At 39.7% G+C, this 20,504-nt stretch carries 19 protein-coding genes; all 19 read left to right on the top strand.

Annotation, left to right across the window (positions count from 1 at the left end; all coding sequences use genetic code 11):
• Positions 1–6: 6 nt before the first annotated feature.
• The 19 genes from spoIIE to lysS all read left to right on the top strand — a co-directional run bounded on the left by spoIIE (position 7) and on the right by lysS (position 20,125).
• Positions 7–2,493: a stage II sporulation protein E gene (gene spoIIE, locus ABES52_RS06770; protein WP_429650212.1), complete on the top strand. Its 2,487-nt coding sequence runs from the start codon at positions 7–9 to the stop codon at positions 2,491–2,493.
• Positions 2,494–2,561: 68 nt separating this feature from the next.
• A complete protein-coding gene (locus tag ABES52_RS06765) occupies positions 2,562–3,296 on the top strand; it encodes a vWA domain-containing protein (protein WP_429650210.1) in 735 nt (244 codons plus the stop codon).
• Positions 3,265–4,242 carry a serine/threonine protein kinase PrkT gene (locus tag ABES52_RS06760; RefSeq protein ID WP_429650208.1) on the top strand — a complete coding sequence of 326 codons (978 nt, stop codon included), beginning with the start codon at positions 3,265–3,267 and terminating at the stop codon, positions 4,240–4,242. Before ABES52_RS06765 ends, ABES52_RS06760 begins: the two co-directional genes overlap by 32 nt.
• An 88-nt stretch (positions 4,243–4,330) precedes the next feature.
• Entirely contained in the window at positions 4,331–5,719 is a 1,389-nt protein-coding gene (gene tilS, locus ABES52_RS06755; protein ID WP_429650206.1) for a tRNA lysidine(34) synthetase TilS, read from the top strand.
• A gap of 26 nt (positions 5,720–5,745) precedes the next feature.
• On the top strand, positions 5,746–6,285 hold the full coding sequence (gene hpt, locus ABES52_RS06750; RefSeq protein ID WP_429650248.1) for a hypoxanthine phosphoribosyltransferase: 540 nt from the start codon (positions 5,746–5,748) through the stop codon (positions 6,283–6,285).
• 128 nt (positions 6,286–6,413) lie between these two features.
• Positions 6,414–8,402: an ATP-dependent zinc metalloprotease FtsH gene (gene ftsH, locus ABES52_RS06745; protein ID WP_429650204.1), complete on the top strand. Its 1,989-nt coding sequence runs from the start codon at positions 6,414–6,416 to the stop codon at positions 8,400–8,402.
• Between the two features lie 140 nt (positions 8,403–8,542).
• Positions 8,543–9,310 (top strand): type III pantothenate kinase, encoded by a 768-nt coding sequence (locus ABES52_RS06740; RefSeq protein ID WP_429650246.1) that lies wholly within the window; start codon positions 8,543–8,545, stop codon positions 9,308–9,310.
• 18 nt (positions 9,311–9,328) lie between these two features.
• Positions 9,329–10,207, top strand: a complete 879-nt coding sequence (gene hslO / locus ABES52_RS06735; RefSeq protein WP_429650202.1) for an Hsp33 family molecular chaperone HslO — start codon at positions 9,329–9,331, stop codon at positions 10,205–10,207.
• Positions 10,208–10,230: 23 nt separating this feature from the next.
• Positions 10,231–11,124 (top strand): peptidyl-prolyl cis-trans isomerase, encoded by an 894-nt coding sequence (locus tag ABES52_RS06730; RefSeq protein WP_429650200.1) that lies wholly within the window; start codon positions 10,231–10,233, stop codon positions 11,122–11,124.
• Positions 11,125–11,289: 165 nt separating this feature from the next.
• Complete coding sequence (cysK, locus tag ABES52_RS06725; protein ID WP_429650198.1) at positions 11,290–12,216, top strand: cysteine synthase A; 927 nt, start codon at positions 11,290–11,292, stop codon at positions 12,214–12,216.
• A 467-nt stretch (positions 12,217–12,683) separates the two neighbouring features.
• Positions 12,684–14,081, top strand: a complete 1,398-nt coding sequence (locus ABES52_RS06720) for an anthranilate synthase component I family protein (protein WP_429650244.1) — start codon at positions 12,684–12,686, stop codon at positions 14,079–14,081.
• The gene (pabA, locus tag ABES52_RS06715; protein ID WP_429650196.1) at positions 14,065–14,649 is read left to right on the top strand and encodes an aminodeoxychorismate/anthranilate synthase component II; all 585 of its coding nucleotides are present in this window, start codon (positions 14,065–14,067) and stop codon (positions 14,647–14,649) included. The genes ABES52_RS06720 and pabA overlap by 17 nt, the downstream gene beginning before the upstream one ends.
• A gap of 15 nt (positions 14,650–14,664) precedes the next feature.
• Complete coding sequence (gene pabC, locus ABES52_RS06710; protein WP_429650194.1) at positions 14,665–15,522, top strand: aminodeoxychorismate lyase; 858 nt, start codon at positions 14,665–14,667, stop codon at positions 15,520–15,522.
• Between the two features lie 6 nt (positions 15,523–15,528).
• The gene (folP, locus tag ABES52_RS06705; RefSeq protein WP_429650192.1) at positions 15,529–16,368 is read left to right on the top strand and encodes a dihydropteroate synthase; all 840 of its coding nucleotides are present in this window, start codon (positions 15,529–15,531) and stop codon (positions 16,366–16,368) included.
• Entirely contained in the window at positions 16,361–16,729 is a 369-nt protein-coding gene (gene folB, locus ABES52_RS06700) for a dihydroneopterin aldolase (protein ID WP_429650190.1), read from the top strand. Before folP ends, folB begins: the two co-directional genes overlap by 8 nt.
• Complete coding sequence (folK, locus tag ABES52_RS06695) at positions 16,722–17,249, top strand: 2-amino-4-hydroxy-6-hydroxymethyldihydropteridine diphosphokinase (protein WP_429650188.1); 528 nt, start codon at positions 16,722–16,724, stop codon at positions 17,247–17,249. Before folB ends, folK begins: the two co-directional genes overlap by 8 nt.
• A complete protein-coding gene (locus ABES52_RS06690; RefSeq protein WP_429650186.1) occupies positions 17,201–17,425 on the top strand; it encodes a helix-turn-helix domain-containing protein in 225 nt (74 codons plus the stop codon). The genes folK and ABES52_RS06690 overlap by 49 nt, the downstream gene beginning before the upstream one ends.
• 13 nt (positions 17,426–17,438) lie before the next feature.
• The gene (gene dusB, locus ABES52_RS06685) at positions 17,439–18,437 is read left to right on the top strand and encodes a tRNA dihydrouridine synthase DusB (RefSeq protein WP_429650184.1); all 999 of its coding nucleotides are present in this window, start codon (positions 17,439–17,441) and stop codon (positions 18,435–18,437) included.
• A 200-nt stretch (positions 18,438–18,637) separates the two neighbouring features.
• A complete protein-coding gene (lysS, locus tag ABES52_RS06680; RefSeq protein WP_429650182.1) occupies positions 18,638–20,125 on the top strand; it encodes a lysine--tRNA ligase in 1,488 nt (495 codons plus the stop codon).
• Positions 20,126–20,504: the final 379 nt, after the last annotated feature.

The raw sequence follows: 20,504 nt of genomic DNA, 5'->3' as shown, positions 1-20,504 counted from the left end.
TAAAAAATGGCAAAAATGGAACGGAGTTTGGTCGAGCCGTTAAATGAGGTCAACGTGGCTCAAACGAAGGTGCAACTCGCCGAATGGGGAAAATGGTTTTGGCTAAAACTAGGGAACGTATTGATTCAAAGAGGCTTAGTATTTATATTGATTGGTTTTTTACTTGGACGGGCCCTCATATTATCACACTTAACACCTTTTGTTCTTCCGTTTTTTGCATCTATGTATATGTTAAGAAGAGACAAGTCTCCTTTTGCATTGATCGGTCTGTTAGCAGGCTCCCTCACCATTTCATTCACAAACATGGTCTATGTTTTTATTAGTACCACTTTATTTTTAATTATTTTTAAAATTACGGAAAGCTGGCGAAAAGACCATCTTCGTTCCTTGCCTTTTCTCGTCTTTTTTGTCACGACAGGAACGAAACTATCGTTCGCTTATATAGAAAGTAGTCGGCAGCTTACATTATATGATGGAATGATGACGGGTGTAGAAGCAAGTTTATCCTTTATTTTGACATTAATATTTTTACAATGTCTCCCACTATTTACCCCTACAAAAAGAAAAAAAATACTTAAAACGGAAGAAATTGTATGTGTCATTATCATGTTAGCATCGGTGTTAACCGGAACGATTGGATGGAGTATTTATGATTTATCCATTGAACATATTTTGTCACGTTATTTGGTTCTCGTATTTGCTTTTATTGCAGGTGCTACGCTTGGTTCAACGGTTGGAGTGGTTACAGGTCTCATATTTAGCTTAGCAAATGTTTCAAGTTTTTACCAAATGAGCTTACTCGCTTTTGCGGGATTGTTAGGAGGACTGCTGAAAGAAGGAAATAAATTAGGTGCTGCCTCAGGATTATTTATAGCGACGTTACTCATCGGTATGTATGGAGAAATGGATGGAGTACTTACGCAAACGCTTTATGAATCTGCCTTAGCCGTCGTTTTGTTTTTCCTTACTCCGAAACTTTTTATGGAAACGGTAGCGAAGTATATCCCAGGTACGCAAGAGTATGCGTTGGAACAGCAACAGTACATGAGGAAAATTCGAGATGTCACGGCACAACGTGTATCCCAATTTTCTAACGTGTTTCAAGCACTATCAAAAAGCTTTTCGCAATACGATCATGATCAAAGGGAAGAGCAAGAAGAAAGGGAATTTGATTTCTTTTTAAGCAACGTAACGGAAAAAACATGTCAAACGTGTTTTCGTAAAGAGCAATGTTGGGTGAAGAACTTTAATACAACGTATGATTTAATGCGGGAGATTATGTACGAAATTGATGAAGGTAAAGGGACTTTATCTCACCGTACCCAGCGTGAATTGGACAAGCATTGCACTAGGTCCAAAAAGGTCATCAAAGCCATTGAACAAGAGATAACGTACTTTAAGGCGAACCAAAAATTGAAAAAACAAGTGCAAGAAAGTCGAAAATTAGTTGCAGAACAACTGTTAGGCGTGTCAATCGTCATGGAAGATTTTGCGAAAGAAATACAAAAAGAACGCGAAAATATGCAACGACAAGAGGAAATGATTTTTGAAGCGTTAGAAGATTTTGGTGTTCAAGTAGAGCAAGTGGATATTTATAGTTTAGAGCAAGGCAATGTTGATATTGATATGATGATTCCCTATTGTCAGGGACACGGTGAAGGAGAAAAACTCATTGCCCCTATGTTGTCAGATATTCTAGGGGAAACGATTATCGTGCATAAAGAAGAGTGCGCTTCATTTCCCAATGGGTTCTGTCATGTCACATTCCGTTCCGCGAAAAAGTTTGTTGTAGAAACAGGAGTGGCTCATGCAGCCAAAGGAGGAGGGCTTGTTTCGGGAGATAGTTATTCGATGATTGAGTTAGATGTAGGTAAATTCGCTATTGCCATAAGTGATGGAATGGGGAATGGCGAGCGTGCACACCATGAAAGCAATGAAACGCTTCGGTTATTACAATACATTCTCAAATCGGGAATTGATGAAAAATTAGCCATCAAATCGGTTAACTCCATTTTGTCTCTACGTACAACAGATGAAGTGTTTTCTACTCTTGATTTAGCGATGATTGATTTACAAGATGCAAAAGTCAACTTTTTAAAAGTTGGTTCTACCCCAAGCTTTATTAAACGAGGGGATAAAGTGATGAAAGTAGAGGCAGGAAATTTACCGATGGGAATCTTACAAGATATGGAGGTTGATACCGTTTCTGAACAATTAAAGTCAGGGGATTTACTTATTATGATGAGTGATGGCATTTTTGAAGGACCAAAGCACGTTGAAAATTACGAGTTGTGGATGAGAAGAAAAATACGAGAACTAGAGACAAATAATCCGCAGGAAATAGCCGACTTAATTATGGAAGAAGTTATTCGAACGAAAGAAGGAGATATTGATGATGATATGACCATTGTAGTGGCTCAAGTAAAGCATAATATACCGAAATGGGCTACTATTCCATTGACCGCGTTTAGTAAGAAAAAGAGAATTTCATAGTAGGAGAAGTATAAATCCCCTCTCAATCGGCGATGATGGTAACAACTACATACTAGGAGGGGAGTCTGTTGAAGACAGGCACATTACGGCAAATTTTATTAATCACCGATGGATGTTCTAACTATGGCGAAGATCCCATTGCGATGGCCGCCTTGGCAAAAGAACAAGGAATTACGGTCAACGTCATTGGAGTCATGGAACAAGATGTAATTGATGACCAAGGTATGCAAGAAATTGAAGGGATTGCCCTTTCAGGAGGCGGTGTAAGCCAAGTTGTTTATGCGCAACAGCTGTCACAAACGGTCCAAATGGTGACTCGAAAAGCTATGACCCAAACATTGCAAGGAGTGGTGAATAGGGAATTAAAACAAATTTTAGGTAACAACGTGACGATGGAAGAGCTTCCTCCAGAAAAGAGAGGAGAAGTGATGGAAATCGTGGATGAATTAGGGGAAACTGTCGATTTAGAAGTGTTGATTCTTGTCGATACAAGCGCCAGTATGAAACATAAGCTCCCAACGGTGAAAGAGGCCTTATTAGACCTTTCGTTAAGCTTAAATGCCCGAACGGGAGATAATCGGTACGCCGTGTTTGTATTTCCTGGGAAAAAAGATGTCGAAAAATTGCTAGATTGGACGCCAAAGCTCGAAGCATTGACAAGTATCTTTCCAAAATTAACGACAGGTGGAATCACACCTACTGGTCCTGCTATTAAAGAAGCACTTTCCCATTTCAAGAAAAAACGCTCGTTAAGGGGACTATTGACGAACGATGATGAACAATATTTCGAAGAATCCATTTAAGTTTTCACGGGGGACGGTGGTCTCTGGTAAGTGGCACCATAACAAATATACGATTGTAAAAGAGCTAGGGTTTGGAGCCAATGGGACAGTTTATTTAGCTCAAAGTTCTTTCGGTTATGTCGCTTTAAAGATGAGTAATGATCACATGACGGTGACATCAGAAGTTAACGTGTTAAAAGCTTTTTCCAAGGTCCAGGGGTCAGCCCTCGGACCTTCTTTATTAGATGTCGATGATTGGCAAAGAATAACAGGGGTGATTCCATTTTATGTAATGGAATATATTCAAGGTGAGGATTTATTAACGTTTATTCAGAAAAAAGGAACAGCGTGGATTCCTGTACTTCTCAGTCAATTGTTAAGAGATTTAGAACGTTTACATAAAGAAGGATGGGTATTTGGCGATATTAAGCCAGAGAACTTAATCGTTACGCAGCCTTCTAATCGCATTCGTTGTATCGATGTGGGGGGAACGACACCTATCGGTAGAGCCGTGAAAGAATTTACGGAATTTTTTGATAGAGGTTATTGGGGGTATGGAACTCGTAAAGCAGAGCCATCCTATGATTTGTTTAGTGTAGCCATGGTCATAATAAATATCGCTTACCCGCGACGGTTTCAAAAACAAGGGGATGGAAAAAACCAATTGCTACATGTCATAAAACAAAGCCCGACTTTGCAACCATATCGCTTCATCATCTTCAAAGCCCTTCATGGTCAATATCGTTCAGCAGAAGATATGCGTCGGGATATACTATCTCTTGTTGTATCTAACCAACAACCGAAGGGGACAGCAAGACGAGCAGCTTCTAGAAAACAGCCGGCTTCCGTATCAATCCAATCTGTACGAGTAAAAAAGACCAATCAGGGTGGATGGTTGGAATCTTTTCTCGTATTGACGTTAGTTAGTGTATTGTACGCCCTTTACATTTTTCAACAGCTCTTATAAATGATGAAGTGACCTTTGGTGAATTGGACAGAATCATGGTACTATAATGTAAAAAAATAAAGATTAAGTGAGTTGGTCAAGCGAGAATATGTTACACTATGAGCAAAAAGTATCTTTCTTTATTAAGCGACATCAATTGATTCAGTCTGGCGATCACCTCTTAGTTGCTGTATCGGGTGGACCGGATTCATTATCCCTTCTTCATTACATATGGATGCATCGTAAAAAGTACAGTGTTCAAGTAGCGGTAGCTCATGTTGATCACATGTTACGTGGAGATGAATCATACAGGGAGCTTCAGTTTGTGCAACAATTTTGTAAAGAACGGGACATTCGTTTCTTTTCTCGACGAATTAACATTCAAGAAAAAATGAATGTTGAACGAATGTCGTTACAAGAGACGGCCCGATTATACCGCTACAAGTTTTTCCAAGAGATTATGGAAACGGGGAATTACAACAAATTAGTTCTCGGACATCATGGGGACGACCAAGTCGAAACGATTTTAATGCGTCTGACAAGGGGAAGTTCTTCCCGTGGTCGAGCAGGTATACCAGTGAAACGACCGTTTTACCATGGGGAAATCATTCGTCCATTATTATGTTTATCGAAAACTGAAATCGAAGAGTATTGCTCGTTTTATAAACTAAACCCACGTCGAGATCCGAGTAATGACAAAGATTCGTATACGCGAAATCGATTTCGCCATCACCTTCTCCCATTTTTAAAACAGGAGAACGAGCGAGTTCATGAGCATTTTCAACGGTTTAGTGAAGAATTGAGGGAAGATGAGGAGCTTTTACAGGAATTGACGATTGAAAAAATGAATAAGATATGGAAAAAAGATAAGGGAAAAGTGATCCTGTCTATTTCTCCATTTCTTCAACTCCCGCCGTCTTTACAAAGAAGGGGGATTCATCTAATATTAAACTATCTTTATAAGGAAACGCCTTCTTCCTTATCTTCCATACATATCGACTCATTCATGCAACTGTTACAAAGTCCTCATCCATCCGGGAAGCTTGATTTTCCCCAAGGCTTAAAAATTTTACGCTCGTATCAACAATGCATTTTTCAATATGAGCCGTTTGCCACGCAACCGTTTCAGTTGGAATTGAATGTAGGTGAATCGGTGCGATTAGCTAATGGAATGGAATTTTCTTTAAACAAAAAAACGAATCCATTACCAGAAAAGAATGCTAATGTTATGTATCTTCATCCAGACGATGTATCCTTACCTCTTATCATACGTTCAAGACAAAATGGGGATAAAATCGTTTTAAAAGGAACGGGTGGAACCAAAAAGGTGAAAGACATTTTTATCGATGAAAAAATTCCACGATACGAGCGGGATCAGTGGCCGATTGTAACGGATCAAACCGGGAAGATATTATGGATACCTGGAATCAAACGCTCTAAGTTTGAAGCCATGAATTTTGAATCAAACTCATATTATATTTTACACTATAAAAAGTAATCATCTTCTAGGGGGCATACATGGACATGAAACAAGATATTCAAAAGATTTTAATTACAGAGGAAGAAATTCAGGAGAAGATTAAAGAATTAGCAGCACAATTGACAGAAGAGTACCGTGATAAGTTTCCACTTGCGATTGGTGTTCTCAAAGGGGCTATGCCATTTATGGCCGATTTATTAAAGCGTATGGATACGTACTTAGAAATGGACTTTATGGACGTGTCTAGTTACGGTAATTCTACCGTTTCTTCTGGAGAAGTGAAGATTATAAAAGACTTAGATACATCTGTAGAAGGCCGAGACATTTTAATTATTGAGGATATTATCGATAGTGGGTTAACACTTAGCTATCTAGTTGAACTATTCCGTTATCGTAAAGCCAAATCCATTAAAATTGTTACTCTTTTAGATAAGCCATCTGGTCGAAAAGCGAACATTGAAGCAGATTATGTTGGTTTTATTGTTCCAGATGAATTTGTGGTGGGCTACGGTTTAGATTATGCAGAACGTTATCGTAATTTACCATATATTGGTGTGTTAAAGCCGGAAGTATATAAAAAATAATCATGGACGAGCGCTTTCTTACGGATGGATGAGACATTGTATTGTAAGAAGTGTAATTTGTTGTAATCCCATGATTTTCTATGATACTATTTAGTATAGTCTGTGTGTAATGTGGGAGGAGGTAAGGGATGAATCGGATCTTCCGTAATACAATATTTTATTTACTTATATTCCTGGTTATTATCGGAGTAGTTGGCTACTTCAATAATAGCAATGAAGCAACACAAAAACTCACATATAATCAGTTTGTTGAACAGCTTGAGAAAAATAACGTAAAGTCCTTTTCGATGCAGCCGTCAAACGGCGTTTATGAAATTAGAGGCGAATTGAAAAGTTCAAACGACAATAAATATTTTTTAACATATGTTTTTAACAGTGATAGAGCGCTTGATCGTATTGATGAAGTTGCCCAACAAGCGAATGTTGAGGTGGAAGTATTAGAAGCGGAACAAACAAGTGGATGGGTCTCCTTCTTTACGACCATCATTCCATTTGTCATTCTCTTTATTCTATTCTTCTTCCTTTTAAACCAAGCTCAAGGCGGCGGTAGCCGTGTTATGAACTTTGGTAAGAGTAAGGCGAAACTTTATAATGAAGACAAAAAACGCGTACGCTTTAAAGATGTCGCAGGAGCGGACGAAGAAAAACAAGAGCTGGAAGAAGTTGTAGAGTTCTTGAAGGACCCTCGAAAATTCGCTGAGCTAGGTGCTCGTATTCCAAAAGGTGTCCTCCTTGTCGGACCTCCCGGAACCGGTAAAACATTGCTTGCACGTGCTGTTGCGGGTGAAGCTGGCGTTCCGTTCTTCTCCATTAGTGGATCCGATTTCGTTGAAATGTTTGTTGGTGTCGGTGCTTCGCGTGTTCGTGATTTGTTTGAACAGGCAAAGAAAAACGCTCCATGTATCATCTTCATTGACGAAATCGATGCGGTAGGGCGTCAACGTGGTGCCGGTCTTGGTGGTGGCCATGATGAACGTGAACAAACGTTAAACCAATTACTAGTTGAAATGGATGGATTTAGTGCTAACGAAGGGATTATTATTATCGCTGCAACGAACCGTCCAGATATTCTTGACCCAGCGTTATTACGTCCTGGCCGCTTTGACCGTCAAATTACGGTTGATCGCCCTGACGTAACAGGACGTGAAGCGGTGCTTAGAGTACATGCTCGAAATAAACCGTTAGATGAATCGGTTGATTTAAAAGCTATTGCGATGAGAACTCCTGGTTTTTCTGGTGCCGATCTTGAAAACTTACTAAATGAGGCGGCGTTAGTTGCTGCTCGGCAAAATAAAAAGAAAATCGATATGTCTGATATCGATGAAGCAACGGATCGTGTCATCGCAGGTCCGGCGAAGAAAAGTCGCGTTATCTCTGAAAAAGAACGGAAGATTGTCGCCTTTCACGAAGCAGGACATACGATTATCGGTCTTGTATTAGATGAAGCGGAAATGGTCCATAAGGTAACGATTGTTCCTCGTGGTCAAGCGGGTGGATATGCGGTTATGTTACCGAAAGAAGATCGTTACTTTATGACAAAACCGGAGCTTTTAGATAAAATTACAGGGCTATTAGGTGGTCGTGTTGCTGAAGAAATTGTGTTTGGTGAAGTATCTACAGGCGCGCATAACGACTTCCAACGTGCAACTAATATCGCTCGTCGTATGGTAACGGAATTTGGAATGAGTGAAAAATTAGGACCATTACAATTCGGACAATCTCAAGGACAAGTATTCCTTGGTCGTGATTTGCATTCCGAACAAAACTATTCGGATGCGATTGCCTATGAAATTGACCTAGAGATTCAAAGAATCATTAAAGAATGTTATGAACGCGCGAAGAAAATTTTACAAGAAAACCGCGATAAACTAGATCTTCTAGCAAACACTTTATTAGAAGTAGAAACGTTAGATGCTGAACAAATTAAACACCTTTACGAGAAAGGAACGCTGCCGAAACGAGAGAAGTACTCTTATTCGGATGAAACTAAAGAAAACGTAAGGGTAAACATTCAAAAAAAGATTGAAAATGATCAACAACCTTCAGAAGAAGAGGAAACGATCGATCATAAAGAATCTAATGAGCCTACACATCCAGAGGATGGTCAGAAAGGATAATAAACGTAAAGAGGGGCACCGTATGTACAAACGGTGTCTCTTTTTGTGTGAACGGAAAAAACATTGTATTCCCTTCAACGATGTAATTTATGGTATGATGATGGCAGTGTGAAATAACTAAGGATAAAGTGGTGAGAGAGTTGATTTTGGTTGTAGACGTCGGGAATACCAATATTGTGTTAGGGGTATATGATGGTGATGAACTTAAATATCATTGGCGAGTAGAGACGAATCGTCATAAAACAGAAGACGAGTACGGGATGTTGTTAAAATCGCTATTTGACCATGTCGGTTTAACCTTTCAACATATTGATGGAATTATTATTTCATCCGTTGTACCACCGATCATGTTTGCGTTAGAACGAATGTGTGAAAAATATTTTGGAATTGACCCACTCATTGTTGGACCGGGTATTAAGACCGGATTAAATATTAAATATGATAACCCTCGAGAAGTAGGTGCAGACCGAATCGTCAATGCGGTAGCAGCCATCCATGAATATGGAAGCCCTTTGATTATTGTCGATTTTGGGACGGCGACAACCTACTGTTACATTAATGAAGAGAAACAGTATATGGGAGGGGCTATAGCTCCTGGGATTAATATTTCCACAGAAGCATTATATTCTAAAGCGGCGAAATTACCGCGGATTGAAATTGCCCGTCCGGATCATATTGTAGGGAAAAATACGGTAGCTGCAATGCAGGCAGGGATTTTATATGGTTATGTAGGTCAAGTTGAAGGAATTGTTAAACGAATGAAAGAGCAGAGTTCAAAAGAGCCTGTCGTTATTGCAACCGGTGGCTTAGCCCCGTTAATTGCGAAAGAATCAGATATTATCGATATTGTTGATCCGTTTTTAACATTAAAAGGGTTACGACTCATTTATAAACGAAATAGGAAATAAACAAAAAGGGTGAAACTGATGAACGATTATTTAATTAAAGCACTTGCATACGATGGCCAAGTTCGAGCGTATGCGGTACGAACAACAAAAACAGTTGGTGAAGCTCAACGGAGACATCAAACATGGCCAACAGCTTCTGCTGCATTGGGTCGAGCAATGACAGCGGGAGTAATGATGGGAGCGATGTTGAAAGGGGATAGTAAATTAACAATTAAAATTGAAGGACGTGGCCCTATCGGTGTCATTTTAGTAGACAGCAATGCGAAAGGGGAAGTTCGTGGATATGTCACGAATCCGCAAACGCATTTTGATTTAAACGAGCATGGAAAATTAGATGTTCGTCGCGCCGTTGGGACAGAAGGAACTTTAACCGTTGTAAAAGACCTTGGCATGAAAGAATATTTTACTGGCCAAGTCCCACTTGTTTCTGGAGAATTAGGAGAAGATTTTACGTATTACTTTGCTTCTTCAGAACAAGTTCCGTCATCCGTTGGTGTAGGTGTATTAGTCAACCCGGATAATACGATTTTAGCGGCGGGTGGATTTATTATTCAGTTAATGCCAGGTACGTCTGATGACGTGATTACCGAAATTGAACAACGACTGCAATCGATTCCACCGGTGTCCAAGCTCATTGAACAAGGGTTAACACCGGAACAATTACTTGAAGAATTGTTAGGAAAAGGAAATGTAAAAGTGCTCGAACAAATGCCAGTTTCATTTACTTGCCAATGTTCGAAAGAACGTTTTGCCGATGCCATTGTTGGCTTAGGGAAAAAGGAAATTGAAGAGATGATACAAGAAGACGGTCAAGCGGAAGTCCAGTGTCACTTCTGTAATGAAACGTATCATTTCTCAAAAGAAGAACTAGAACAATTAAAAGAAGAAGCAAAATAAACTTTGAGTGGGAGAGGGCAAGGTTGAGGAATCAACGACTTTGGCTTTTAATTGCTGTATTATTATTATCGAATTGCTTAACAGTTGCTTATTTTGTAACGAAAGATGAAAAAGTAAGTCAACAGCCGGTAAAAGAGATGAAAAAGGAAGTTGTTGCAAAAGTGGGAGATGACGTCATTTATCGAAGCGACTGGCTTTTTGCAATGGAAAAGCGATATGGTGTTGACGTATTAAAAGAGTTAGTCAATGAGAAAGTTATCGAACAAGTGGCTGCTAAATACGGCGTCTCAGTGACCGATGAGGAAATCGAACGGGAATTGACGATGATTCAATCCATTTATAATCCATATGAGCAAGAAACAGCGTTCGATGAAGAGACGCTTAAAAGTCAAATCAAAACAACGTTGTTGTTAGAAAAACTGATGATTAAAGATGTCAATATTCCAGAAGAACAATTAAAAGCATTTTATGAGGATAATAAAGAGTTATACGAAATTCCGGAAACGTATCATATTTCACATATCGTTGTAAAAACAAATGAAGAAGCACTTGAAGTGAAAAAGGAATTGGAAGAAGGCTCTAGCTTTTCCGCTTTAGCGATGGAGCGATCCATCGATTCGTTAACAGCTAGTCGCGGAGGAGAAGTCGGTTATATTTCTAAGTATCATCCACATATCGATCCGGCTTATTTAGAAGCAATCGAAAAGCTGAACGTAGGGGAAATTAGTGATCCTGTTCCGTATGAAGAGGGATATGCGATCATTTTATTACAAGAGAAAAACGAAGGTAAATCTTTTACGTATGATGAAGTTAAAGAACAAATTAAGAGACAAATGGCCTTACAACAATCAGAAGTTACTTTTACCCCAGAAAGCTTTTGGGAAGAAGTAGGCGTTGAGTGGTTTTATGGTGAATAAACGTACGGACGAACATGTTCGTACGTTTATTCATATCTATCAAAAAAATACCAATCATATTAATTGACAATTCAAAATATACTTGTTACTTTCATGATAAAACCAATATCTTTACTAGGAATTTTTTAACGAAAATCACATAATTATAGCTATGAGGTGATGGAAATGGTGCGTGTAGCCAACTCTATTGCAGAGTTAGTTGGGGAAACCCCTGTTGTCAAACTGAATCGGATTACAGATGAAACATGCGCGGATGTGTACTTAAAACTTGAGTACATGAACCCAGGAAGCAGTGTAAAAGACCGGATTGCGCTATCGATGATTGAAGCAGCAGAGAAAGAAGGAAAACTGAAGCCTGGAGTAAAAATTGTCGAACCGACGAGCGGAAACACGGGAATTGGTTTGGCTATGATTGCGGCAGCAAAAGGATATCAAACAGTGTTAGTTATGCCAGATACGATGAGTTTAGAACGTCGAAATTTATTGCGTGCGTTCGGAGCGGAATTAGTCCTAACTCCAGGAGCAGAAGGTATGAAAGGGGCAATTAAAAAAGCGGAAGAGTTGGCTCAGCAAGAAGGATATTTTATGCCTCAACAATTTAAAAATGAAGCGAATCCTGAAATTCATCGTCAAACAACTGGTAAAGAAATTGTTCAACAAATGGGTGATCAACTCGACGCGTTTGTAGCTGGTATTGGAACCGGAGGAACAATTACTGGCGCTGGGGAAGTATTGAAGGAAACGTATCCAAACATTCAAATCTTTGCGGTTGAACCAGCAGATTCACCTGTATTATCAGGTGGTAAACCAGGACCTCATAAAATTCAGGGGATTGGTGCTGGATTTGTTCCAGACATTTTAAATACAGAGATTTATAATGAAATTATTCAAGTGAAAACAGAAGATGCGTTTGAATGGGCAAGAAAAGCAGCAAGAGAGGAAGGAATATTAGGCGGCATTTCTTCTGGAGCGGCCATTTATGCAGCGATCCAAGTAGCGAAAAAACTTGGTCCTGGAAAAAAAGTATTGGCGATTATTCCAAGTAATGGCGAAAGATATTTAAGTACGCCACTATATCAATTTGAAGACTAAAAACCATCATCCTCTTTTGAACTGAACAGAAAGGTTCTGTTCCGTTACAAAAGGGGTTTTTTTATGAATGGCTATGTTATATTTCATTGTTGATTTTTAGTAAGTTGTTTAGGCTGCGACTTCCAGCGGGAACAGCAGGCCAAGCAAGACCCTTACTTGAGCGTAGCGAGGGAAGCGGCTTGCGGCTTGCCCGCGGAAAGCGTCCGCCTGTAGCGAAATGAATAATATCAACAGTATCGTTTAATGCCAATTGCCATCGGCACACCGATGAAATGAAATAACAGTAAAAGTTATCCACAGTTATTTTAGGGTAGAGCCTTATGAATAGGAAATGGGCTTAAAAGTGGAGAATTGACATGTGCTGTTTTTTTCTTATTTAGAAGTTTGTGGACTTCATGTATGATGGAAGCAAGGAAACTTTGAAGGAGTGACATCTAGTGAGTCGACGTACTCTTTTTTATAAAAAAATGCCGTATACGAAAGAACGGTTTTTTGCTGTTTATCAAGCATTAACAAAAGCAAAGCCCCATCACGTCCTTTTAGAAAGTGGCCGTGGGGGACGATTCAGTATTGCCGGAATCGATCCATTTGCGATTGTTGTAGGAAAAGAAAACGGTGTGGAAATAAACAAAAACGGCTCGTCTTTTTTTATGGAAGGAAAGCCGTTACGGGCGATGGAACAATGGATGAGCCAATTTACGATGCCGAAACGAGAAGATTTACCGCCGTTTCAAGGGGGAGCGATCGGTTATATCAGTTATGATTATGCTCGATACATCGAAAAGTTGCCGTCGCTAGCTCAAGATGATTTACAGCTTCCAACTATTTATTTTCTCGTTTTTGACGAATGGTACATTTTTGATCACGAAAAAGAAGAGTTGTGGCTCCTGGCTTGGAAAGAAGAACATGTTTCTGAAACCGATGTGTTACAACAAATGACGGACATGTGGTCGATAAGAATGTCACACCAAGAAGAGAAAGAAGTGGCACCTAATTATGAAGTAACTGTGGCCCCGATGTCAGTGTCGATGAGTGAGGAGCAATTTATTCAAGCAGTTGACAAAGTTCGTCATTATATCTCTCAAGGGGATGTGTTCCAAGTGAACTTGTCCGTCCGTCAATCGAAACCACTTTCTGTCCCAGCGATGAGGGTGTACGAAAAATTACGTAAGCTAAATCCATCTCCGTATATGGGTTATTTTCATACACCGGAGTTTCAATTCGTATCAGGCTCACCGGAATTGTTAATTAAAAAAGATGGCCGCCATGTAAGTACACGTCCGATTGCCGGAACCCGTTCCCGCGGAAAAAATGAGGAAGAAGATTTACAATTGGCGAATGAACTTATCGAAAATGAAAAAGAACGTGCCGAGCATGTGATGCTTGTCGATTTAGAGCGAAACGACTTAGGTCGTGTATGCGAATACGGCTCTGTGGAAGTTAATGAATTTATGGTCATTGAAAAGTATTCGCATGTGATGCATATTGTGTCCAATGTTCGCGGAATCTTATCACAAGAGAAAAATGGATATGATCTCATTGAAGCAGTGTTCCCTGGTGGAACGATTACCGGTGCCCCAAAGGTGCGGACGATGGAAATTATCGAAGAGCTCGAACCGGTTCGGCGAGGAGTGTATACCGGTTCGATTGGCTGGATTGGCTTTAATGGAGATTTGGAGTTGAACATCGTAATTCGGACAATGGTTGTAAAAGACGGATTGGCCCATGTTCAAGCCGGAGCTGGCGTGGTCATTGACTCCAATCCGAAATACGAATATAAAGAATCGCTAAAAAAGGCGAAAGCGTTATGGAATGCTAAAGAACTCGCGGAAGAAGGGGGATATGATAATGATATTAATGATTGATAATTACGACTCATTTACGTATAACTTAGTTCAATATTTAGGTGAACTTGGTGAAACGTTAGTCGTCAAAAGAAACGATGAAATCACCATTCAACAAATTGAAGAGTTACAGCCAGATTTTTTAATGATTTCTCCAGGACCATGTAGTCCGAATGAAGCGGGAATTAGCATGGAAGCGATTCGTCATTTTGTCGGAAAAATACCAATATTTGGAGTTTGTCTTGGTCACCAATCGATTGCACAAGTGTTTGGCGGGGACGTTGTACAAGCTGACCGACTCATGCACGGAAAAACCTCTTCCATCTATCATGACGGGAAGACGATTTTTACGAACTTACCTAATCCGTTTGTAGCAACTAGATACCATTCGTTAATTGTAAAAAGAGAAACGCTGCCAGATTGCTTTGAAGTGACCGCTTGGACAGAAGAAAACGAAATTATGGGAATTCGTCATAAAGAGTTTCCGATTGAAGGGGTTCAATTTCATCCAGAGTCCATTATGACGACAGAAGGAAAGCGATTGTTACGCAATTTTATTAAACATTACAAAAATGAACTCGTTCGTTAATGTAGGGGTTGGAAGATGTATATTTACATGAATGGTCAAGTGATACCAAAAGAGGAAGCGAAAATTTCTCCGTTTGACCACGGCTTTTTATACGGATTAGGTGTCTTTGAAACATTTCGAACGTATGACGGGCATCCTTTTTTGCTCGATGACCATTTAGATCGGCTACAAAAGGGGTTGCAACAACTTCAAATTGAGTTATCCATTCAACGCACGGATGTCGCTCAAATGTTAAAGGAACTGTACGAAAAAAATGGATGGAAAAATGCGTATTGTCGCTTAAATGTGTCAGCCGGAAATGGAGAGATTGGACTACAAGTATCACCTTACACCTGTCCGAATGTCATTTTGTTTCAAAAACCCCTTCCACCTATTGGAGCAAGTTCGGAAAAAAGCATTCAATTTTTACAATTACGCCGGAATACACCCGAAACTAACGAACGATTAAAATCCCACCATTATTTAAATAATGTGGCTGCGAAACGGGAAATTGGTGAACAAGCTTCTGTTGAAGGGGTTTTTTTAACCGAACAAGGGTGGGTAGCGGAAGGCATTGTGTCAAACGTGTTTTGGGTAAAAGATGACATCGTCTATACTCCGGGGATAGAGACAGGGATTTTAAATGGCGTTACGCGTCAATTGGTATTACGAATTCTTAGGAAAGCAGCCATCGACGTCGTGGAAGGGTTGTTTACGAAAGAAGCCTTACTAGATGCCGATGAAATATTTTTAACGAACTCCATTCAAGAGGTCGTACCCGTTCATCGATGTGAAGACCGTGATTTACCTGGTCGTACTGGAAAAATAACTTTATTTTTATCTAATGAATACCGAAAATACACACACTTTTTATGGAGTCAACGTGAGCTGTAAGGAGGGATGTACATGAAGCAAGTGATTCAATGCAAAAATTACACGCTTGATTATTCAAATAAAACGTTAATTATGGGGATTTTAAACGTTACCCCGGATTCTTTTTCGGATGGAGGTCATTATACAACTATCGAAAAAGCGGTCGAGCATGCGAAACAATTAGTGGAAGATGGAGCGGATATCATTGATATCGGCGGTGAATCGACACGCCCAGGACATGAGCCCGTTCCGTTGGAAGAAGAATTACGGCGAGTGATTCCAGTTGTAGAAGCAGTTTCAAAGGCCGTGGATGTGCCTATTTCCATTGATACGTATAAAGCGGAGACAGCCAAACAAGCGATTGAAGCTGGTGCTCATATTATTAACGATGTGTGGGGAGCGAAAAAAGAACCGGAGATCGCCAAAGTGGCAGCAGAATACGGCGTACCTATTATATTAATGCATAACCGTATAAATCGTGATTATTCATCATTTTTACGAGATGTCATCCAAGATGTCTATGAAAGTATTTTTATTGCCAAACAAGCGGGGGTAACGGATGAACAAATTATTTTAGATCCTGGAATTGGTTTTGCGAAAGACGTTAAGCAAAATATCGAAATGATGCAGCACCTAGATGTTCTCGTTTCTTTAGGCTATCCGGTATTACTCGGTACATCCCGGAAGTCGATGATTGGGAAAATTTTAGATTTACCAGTCAACGAACGTGTAGAAGGGACAGGGGCTACAGTTTGTTATGGGATTCAAAAAGGGTGTCAAATCGTTCGTGTCCATGACGTAAAAGAAATAAGCCGAATGACCAAAATGATGGATGTCCTTGTTGGAAAGTGTGAATTCAATGGATAAAATTTTTATTCAAGAGATGGAGTTTTACGGTTATCACGGTGTTTATGAGGAAGAGAACCGGTTAGGTCAACGGTTCCGTGTAAGTGTGACGCTTTTTCTTAATTTACAAAAAGCCGGTCTGACCGATGAATTACAGCATTCCGTCAACTACGCTGAAGTTTACATGCTATGTAAAAATATTGTGGAAGGTAAGCCGTTTAAGTTGATTGAATCTGTTGCGGAAACGATTGCTTCCTCTATTTTAGAAACGTTCCCATTAGTAAAAGAAGTAACGGTCACGTTCGTAAAACCAGATCCTCCTATTCCTGGTCATTATCAATCCGTCGGGGTAGAGATTACGAGAGGAAGATTTGATGAGTAACGTTGCTTATTTATCGTTAGGCTCAAACCTAGGGAATCGGTTAGAATTTTTACGGAAAGCGATCCAATTATTACATGAACATCCACAAATTCGTGTAGTGGATGTATCTTCGGTGTATGAAACGGACCCAGTAGGATATATCGAACAGGACAGGTTTTTAAATATGGCAGTAAAAATAGAAACTACTTTATCTCCTGAACAACTGTTGGATACCTGCTTAGAGATTGAAAAAAGCTTAGGTCGGGTACGAGAAGTGAAGTGGGGGCCTCGGACCATCGACCTTGACATTTTATTGTATAATGACGACAATAGGAAAACAGAGAAGCTTATAGTTCCTCATCCTCGACTACAAGATAGAGCGTTTGTGTTAATACCTCTATTGGAAATAGATCGTTCGTTACAACATCCAACGTTGCAACAACCGCTACAACAGATGTTGGACGAATTACAGGACAGAAAAGGAGTTCGACTATGGAAGCCGAAAAATGGGGAAGACGTATTCGCGCATTTAGAAAATTAAAAGGGTATACCCAAGAAGGGCTAGCGAAAGAAATAGGTGTGTCTGTTTCTGTACTAGGAGAGGTCGAAAGGGGATATCGTATCCCTTCCGACGATTTAGTGATGAAAATCGCTTCGTATTTGAACGTATCTGTTGATGAATTGTCACCGACGGACGAAGATGAGACTTCGAACTAAAGGAGGTATCGTGATGTTAAAAATTGGCGATATTCAAATGAAGAACCAAGTCGTCCTTGCGCCAATGGCTGGGGTTTGTAACTCCGCTTTCCGTTTGACGGTAAAAGAGTTTGGAGCAGGACTTGTGTATGCCGAAATGGTTAGCGATAAAGGAATTATTTTTAAAAATGAAAAAACGTTAAGTATGTTGTATATCGACGAGCGGGAAAAGCCGATGAGTCTGCAAATATTTGGTGGAGAAAAAGAGACGCTCGTGGAGGCGGCTAAGTTTGTTGATAAGAATACGAATGCCGATATAATCGATATTAATATGGGTTGTCCGGTACCAAAGATTACGAAATGCGATGCGGGGGCAAAATGGCTACTCGATCCAAATAAAATTTACGAAATGGTTGCTGCGGTTGTAGATGCGGTCGAGAAACCAGTTACGGTCAAAATGCGCATGGGTTGGGACGAAGAGCATATTTATGCGGTAGAAAATGCCCAAGCGGTAGAACGTGCGGGTGGTCAAGCAGTTGCTTTACACGGTCGAACTCGTGTCCAAATGTATGAAGGAAAGGCTAACTGGGACATCATTCGCGAGGTTAAACAAGCGGTGAACATTCCGGTTATCGGTAACGGAGATGTCCAAACACCACAAGATGCCAAACGTATGTTAGATGAAACTGGTTGTGACGGTGTTATGATTGGTCGTGCGGCCTTAGGAAATCCATGGATCATTTATCGTACGGTGAAATATTTAGAAACAGGAGAATTAATTGGTGAGCCTTCTGTCCGTGAAAAAATTGATGTATGTAAGCTTCATCTCGACCGCTTAATTGGTCTAAAGGGCGAAGAAATTGCCGTTCGTGAAATGAGAAAACATGCTTCTTGGTACTTAAAAGGTATTCGTGGAAATGCGAAAGCACGGAAAGCAATTAATGAATGTAACACTCGAGAGGAGTTAGTTCGTCTATTAGATCAATTAGTAGAGGAAGTAGAAGCTCGCGAAGCCATCCAACAGATTAGTTAATATACGTCGTATTTCCCTATTTTTCGTATAGTTGTTTCCTAAATGTGAAATAAATATGCTAGAAAGTTGATAACTGCCAGTGAGAAGCTGGCAGTTTTTTATACAAATTAAACAAAAAAAGTGTTAGGATAATTAAAGATTTATTCTTTTAACATCGTCTGTACGTAATAACTAAATAACGTATATTGGAGTGAGAAAACATGAGTTTTGAAGAATTAAACGATCAACTACGTGTAAGACGAGAAAAAATGAACCAATTGCGTGAGCAAGGTATCGATCCATTTGGTAAACGCTTTGAGCGCACACATAGTGCCCAAGAGCTAAAAGACTTATACGGAGAATTAACAAAAGAAGAGCTTGAGGAAAAAAATGTAGAAGTCACGATTGCTGGCCGTATAATGACTAAACGCGGAAAAGGAAAAGCTGGATTTGCACACATTCAAGATTTAACTGGTCAAATCCAAATTTATGTACGTAAAGATGCTGTTGGTGAAGACAGTTATGCCATTTTTGATTCAGCAGATCTTGGCGATATTGTTGGTATTACTGGTACTGTATTTAAAACCAAAGTCGGAGAACTTTCGGTTAAAGCGAAACAATTTGAACTTTTAACAAAATCACTACGTCCACTTCCTGATAAATTCCACGGTTTAAAAGATGTGGAGCAACGTTATCGTCAGCGTTATCTTGATTTAATCATGAATCCGGAAAGCAAACAAACGTTTATTATGCGAAGCAAAATTATTCAAGCGATGCGCCGTTATTTAGATGATCAAGGTTTCTTGGAAGTAGAAACACCAATGATGCACGCAATTGCAGGAGGAGCGGCAGCCCGTCCGTTCATTACTCATCATAACGCGCTTGATATGCCACTTTATATGCGTATCGCCATTGAGCTTCACCTTAAACGTCTAATTGTTGGTGGACTAGAAAAAGTGTATGAAATCGGACGTGTATTCCGTAACGAAGGGATTTCTACACGCCACAATCCTGAGTTCACGATGATTGAGTTGTACCAAGCGTATGCTGACTATCGAGATATTATGAAGCTAACTGAAAACTTAATCGCTCATATTGCAAAAGAAGTGCTTGGCACAACGACTGTTCAATATGGGGAACATACGGTTAATCTAGAACCAGAATGGCGTCGTCTACATATGGTAGATGCTATTAAAGAATACACTGGTGTAGACTTCTGGCAACAGATGTCTGACGAAGAAGCCCGTCAGCTCGCAAAAGAACACGGTGTTGAAATTAAAGAAAATATGGAATTCGGTCATATTGTAAATGAATTCTTCGAGCAAAAAGTAGAAGACAAATTGATTCAACCGACATTTATTTATGGCCATCCGGTAGAAATTTCACCATTAGCAAAGAAAAACGATGAAGATCCACGTTTTACAGATCGTTTTGAGCTCTTTATCGTTGGACGTGAACATGCGAACGCGTTCACAGAGTTAAACGATCCAATCGACCAAAAAGAGCGCTTTGAAGCCCAATTAAAAGAGCGTGAAGCAGGAAACGACGAAGCACACATGATGGATGAAGACTTTATAGAAGCACTTGAATACGGAATGCCGCCAACAGGTGGTTTAGGTATCGGTGTGGATCGTCTGGTTATGCTATTAACAAATTCTCCATCCATTCGTGATGTCTTATTATTCCCGCTTATGCGTCATCGTGACTAATCGAAGAAAAGAGGGGATGTCTACGAAAGGTAGAGCATCCCCTTAATTATTTTTTAATTGAAGTGTTTTTGTTTTCTAAAACATAATAAATTCACGTTCATTTTATCTATAGTGAAACCTAATAAAATCCCATGATTACAGTATTTTTCTTGCATCTTTCAATAACTGACTATCAGGAAAAATTTTTTATTAAAAAAATATAAAAATACTATTGCATCCTTTTTTGAAAGGTGCTATATTAATACTCGTTGCTACGATGTAACAAAGCAACGAACAAAAAAATAAAAAAAGTTGTTGACACAACGGATCGAATGTTATATATTATAAAAGTCGCTGTCAAAAAGGCGGTGGCAATTGATCCTTGAAAACTAAACAAAAC

It is taken from the genome of Aeribacillus pallidus (assembly GCF_050478865.1).
GTDB lineage: Bacteria > Bacillota > Bacilli > Bacillales > JACDOC01 > JACDOC01.
Note: the sequence above shows the minus strand (reverse complement) of the source record. Positions and strands in the feature narration are given on the sequence as shown.

Excerpts from the sequence above, each read along its gene's own strand:
- ABES52_RS06720 (WP_429650244.1), top strand. The coding sequence starts at position 12,684 with ATGCCGTATACGAAAGAACGGTTTTTTGCTGTTTATCAAGCATTAACA.
- folP (WP_429650192.1), top strand. The coding sequence starts at position 15,529 with ATGTACATGAAGCAAGTGATTCAATGCAAAAATTACACGCTTGATTAT.
- folK (WP_429650188.1), top strand. The coding sequence starts at position 16,722 with ATGAGTAACGTTGCTTATTTATCGTTAGGCTCAAACCTAGGGAATCGG.
- folB (WP_429650190.1), top strand. The coding sequence starts at position 16,361 with ATGGATAAAATTTTTATTCAAGAGATGGAGTTTTACGGTTATCACGGT.
- ABES52_RS06690 (WP_429650186.1), top strand. The coding sequence starts at position 17,201 with ATGGAAGCCGAAAAATGGGGAAGACGTATTCGCGCATTTAGAAAATTA.
- pabA (WP_429650196.1), top strand. The coding sequence starts at position 14,065 with ATGATATTAATGATTGATAATTACGACTCATTTACGTATAACTTAGTT.
- hslO (WP_429650202.1), top strand. The coding sequence starts at position 9,329 with ATGAACGATTATTTAATTAAAGCACTTGCATACGATGGCCAAGTTCGA.
- cysK (WP_429650198.1), top strand. The coding sequence starts at position 11,290 with ATGGTGCGTGTAGCCAACTCTATTGCAGAGTTAGTTGGGGAAACCCCT.
- dusB (WP_429650184.1), top strand. The coding sequence starts at position 17,439 with ATGTTAAAAATTGGCGATATTCAAATGAAGAACCAAGTCGTCCTTGCG.
- pabC (WP_429650194.1), top strand. The coding sequence starts at position 14,665 with ATGTATATTTACATGAATGGTCAAGTGATACCAAAAGAGGAAGCGAAA.
- spoIIE (WP_429650212.1), top strand. The coding sequence starts at position 7 with ATGGCAAAAATGGAACGGAGTTTGGTCGAGCCGTTAAATGAGGTCAAC.
- hpt (WP_429650248.1), top strand. The coding sequence starts at position 5,746 with ATGAAACAAGATATTCAAAAGATTTTAATTACAGAGGAAGAAATTCAG.
- tilS (WP_429650206.1), top strand. The coding sequence starts at position 4,331 with ATGTTACACTATGAGCAAAAAGTATCTTTCTTTATTAAGCGACATCAA.
- ftsH (WP_429650204.1), top strand. The coding sequence starts at position 6,414 with ATGAATCGGATCTTCCGTAATACAATATTTTATTTACTTATATTCCTG.
- ABES52_RS06760 (WP_429650208.1), top strand. The coding sequence starts at position 3,265 with ATGATGAACAATATTTCGAAGAATCCATTTAAGTTTTCACGGGGGACG.
- lysS (WP_429650182.1), top strand. The coding sequence starts at position 18,638 with ATGAGTTTTGAAGAATTAAACGATCAACTACGTGTAAGACGAGAAAAA.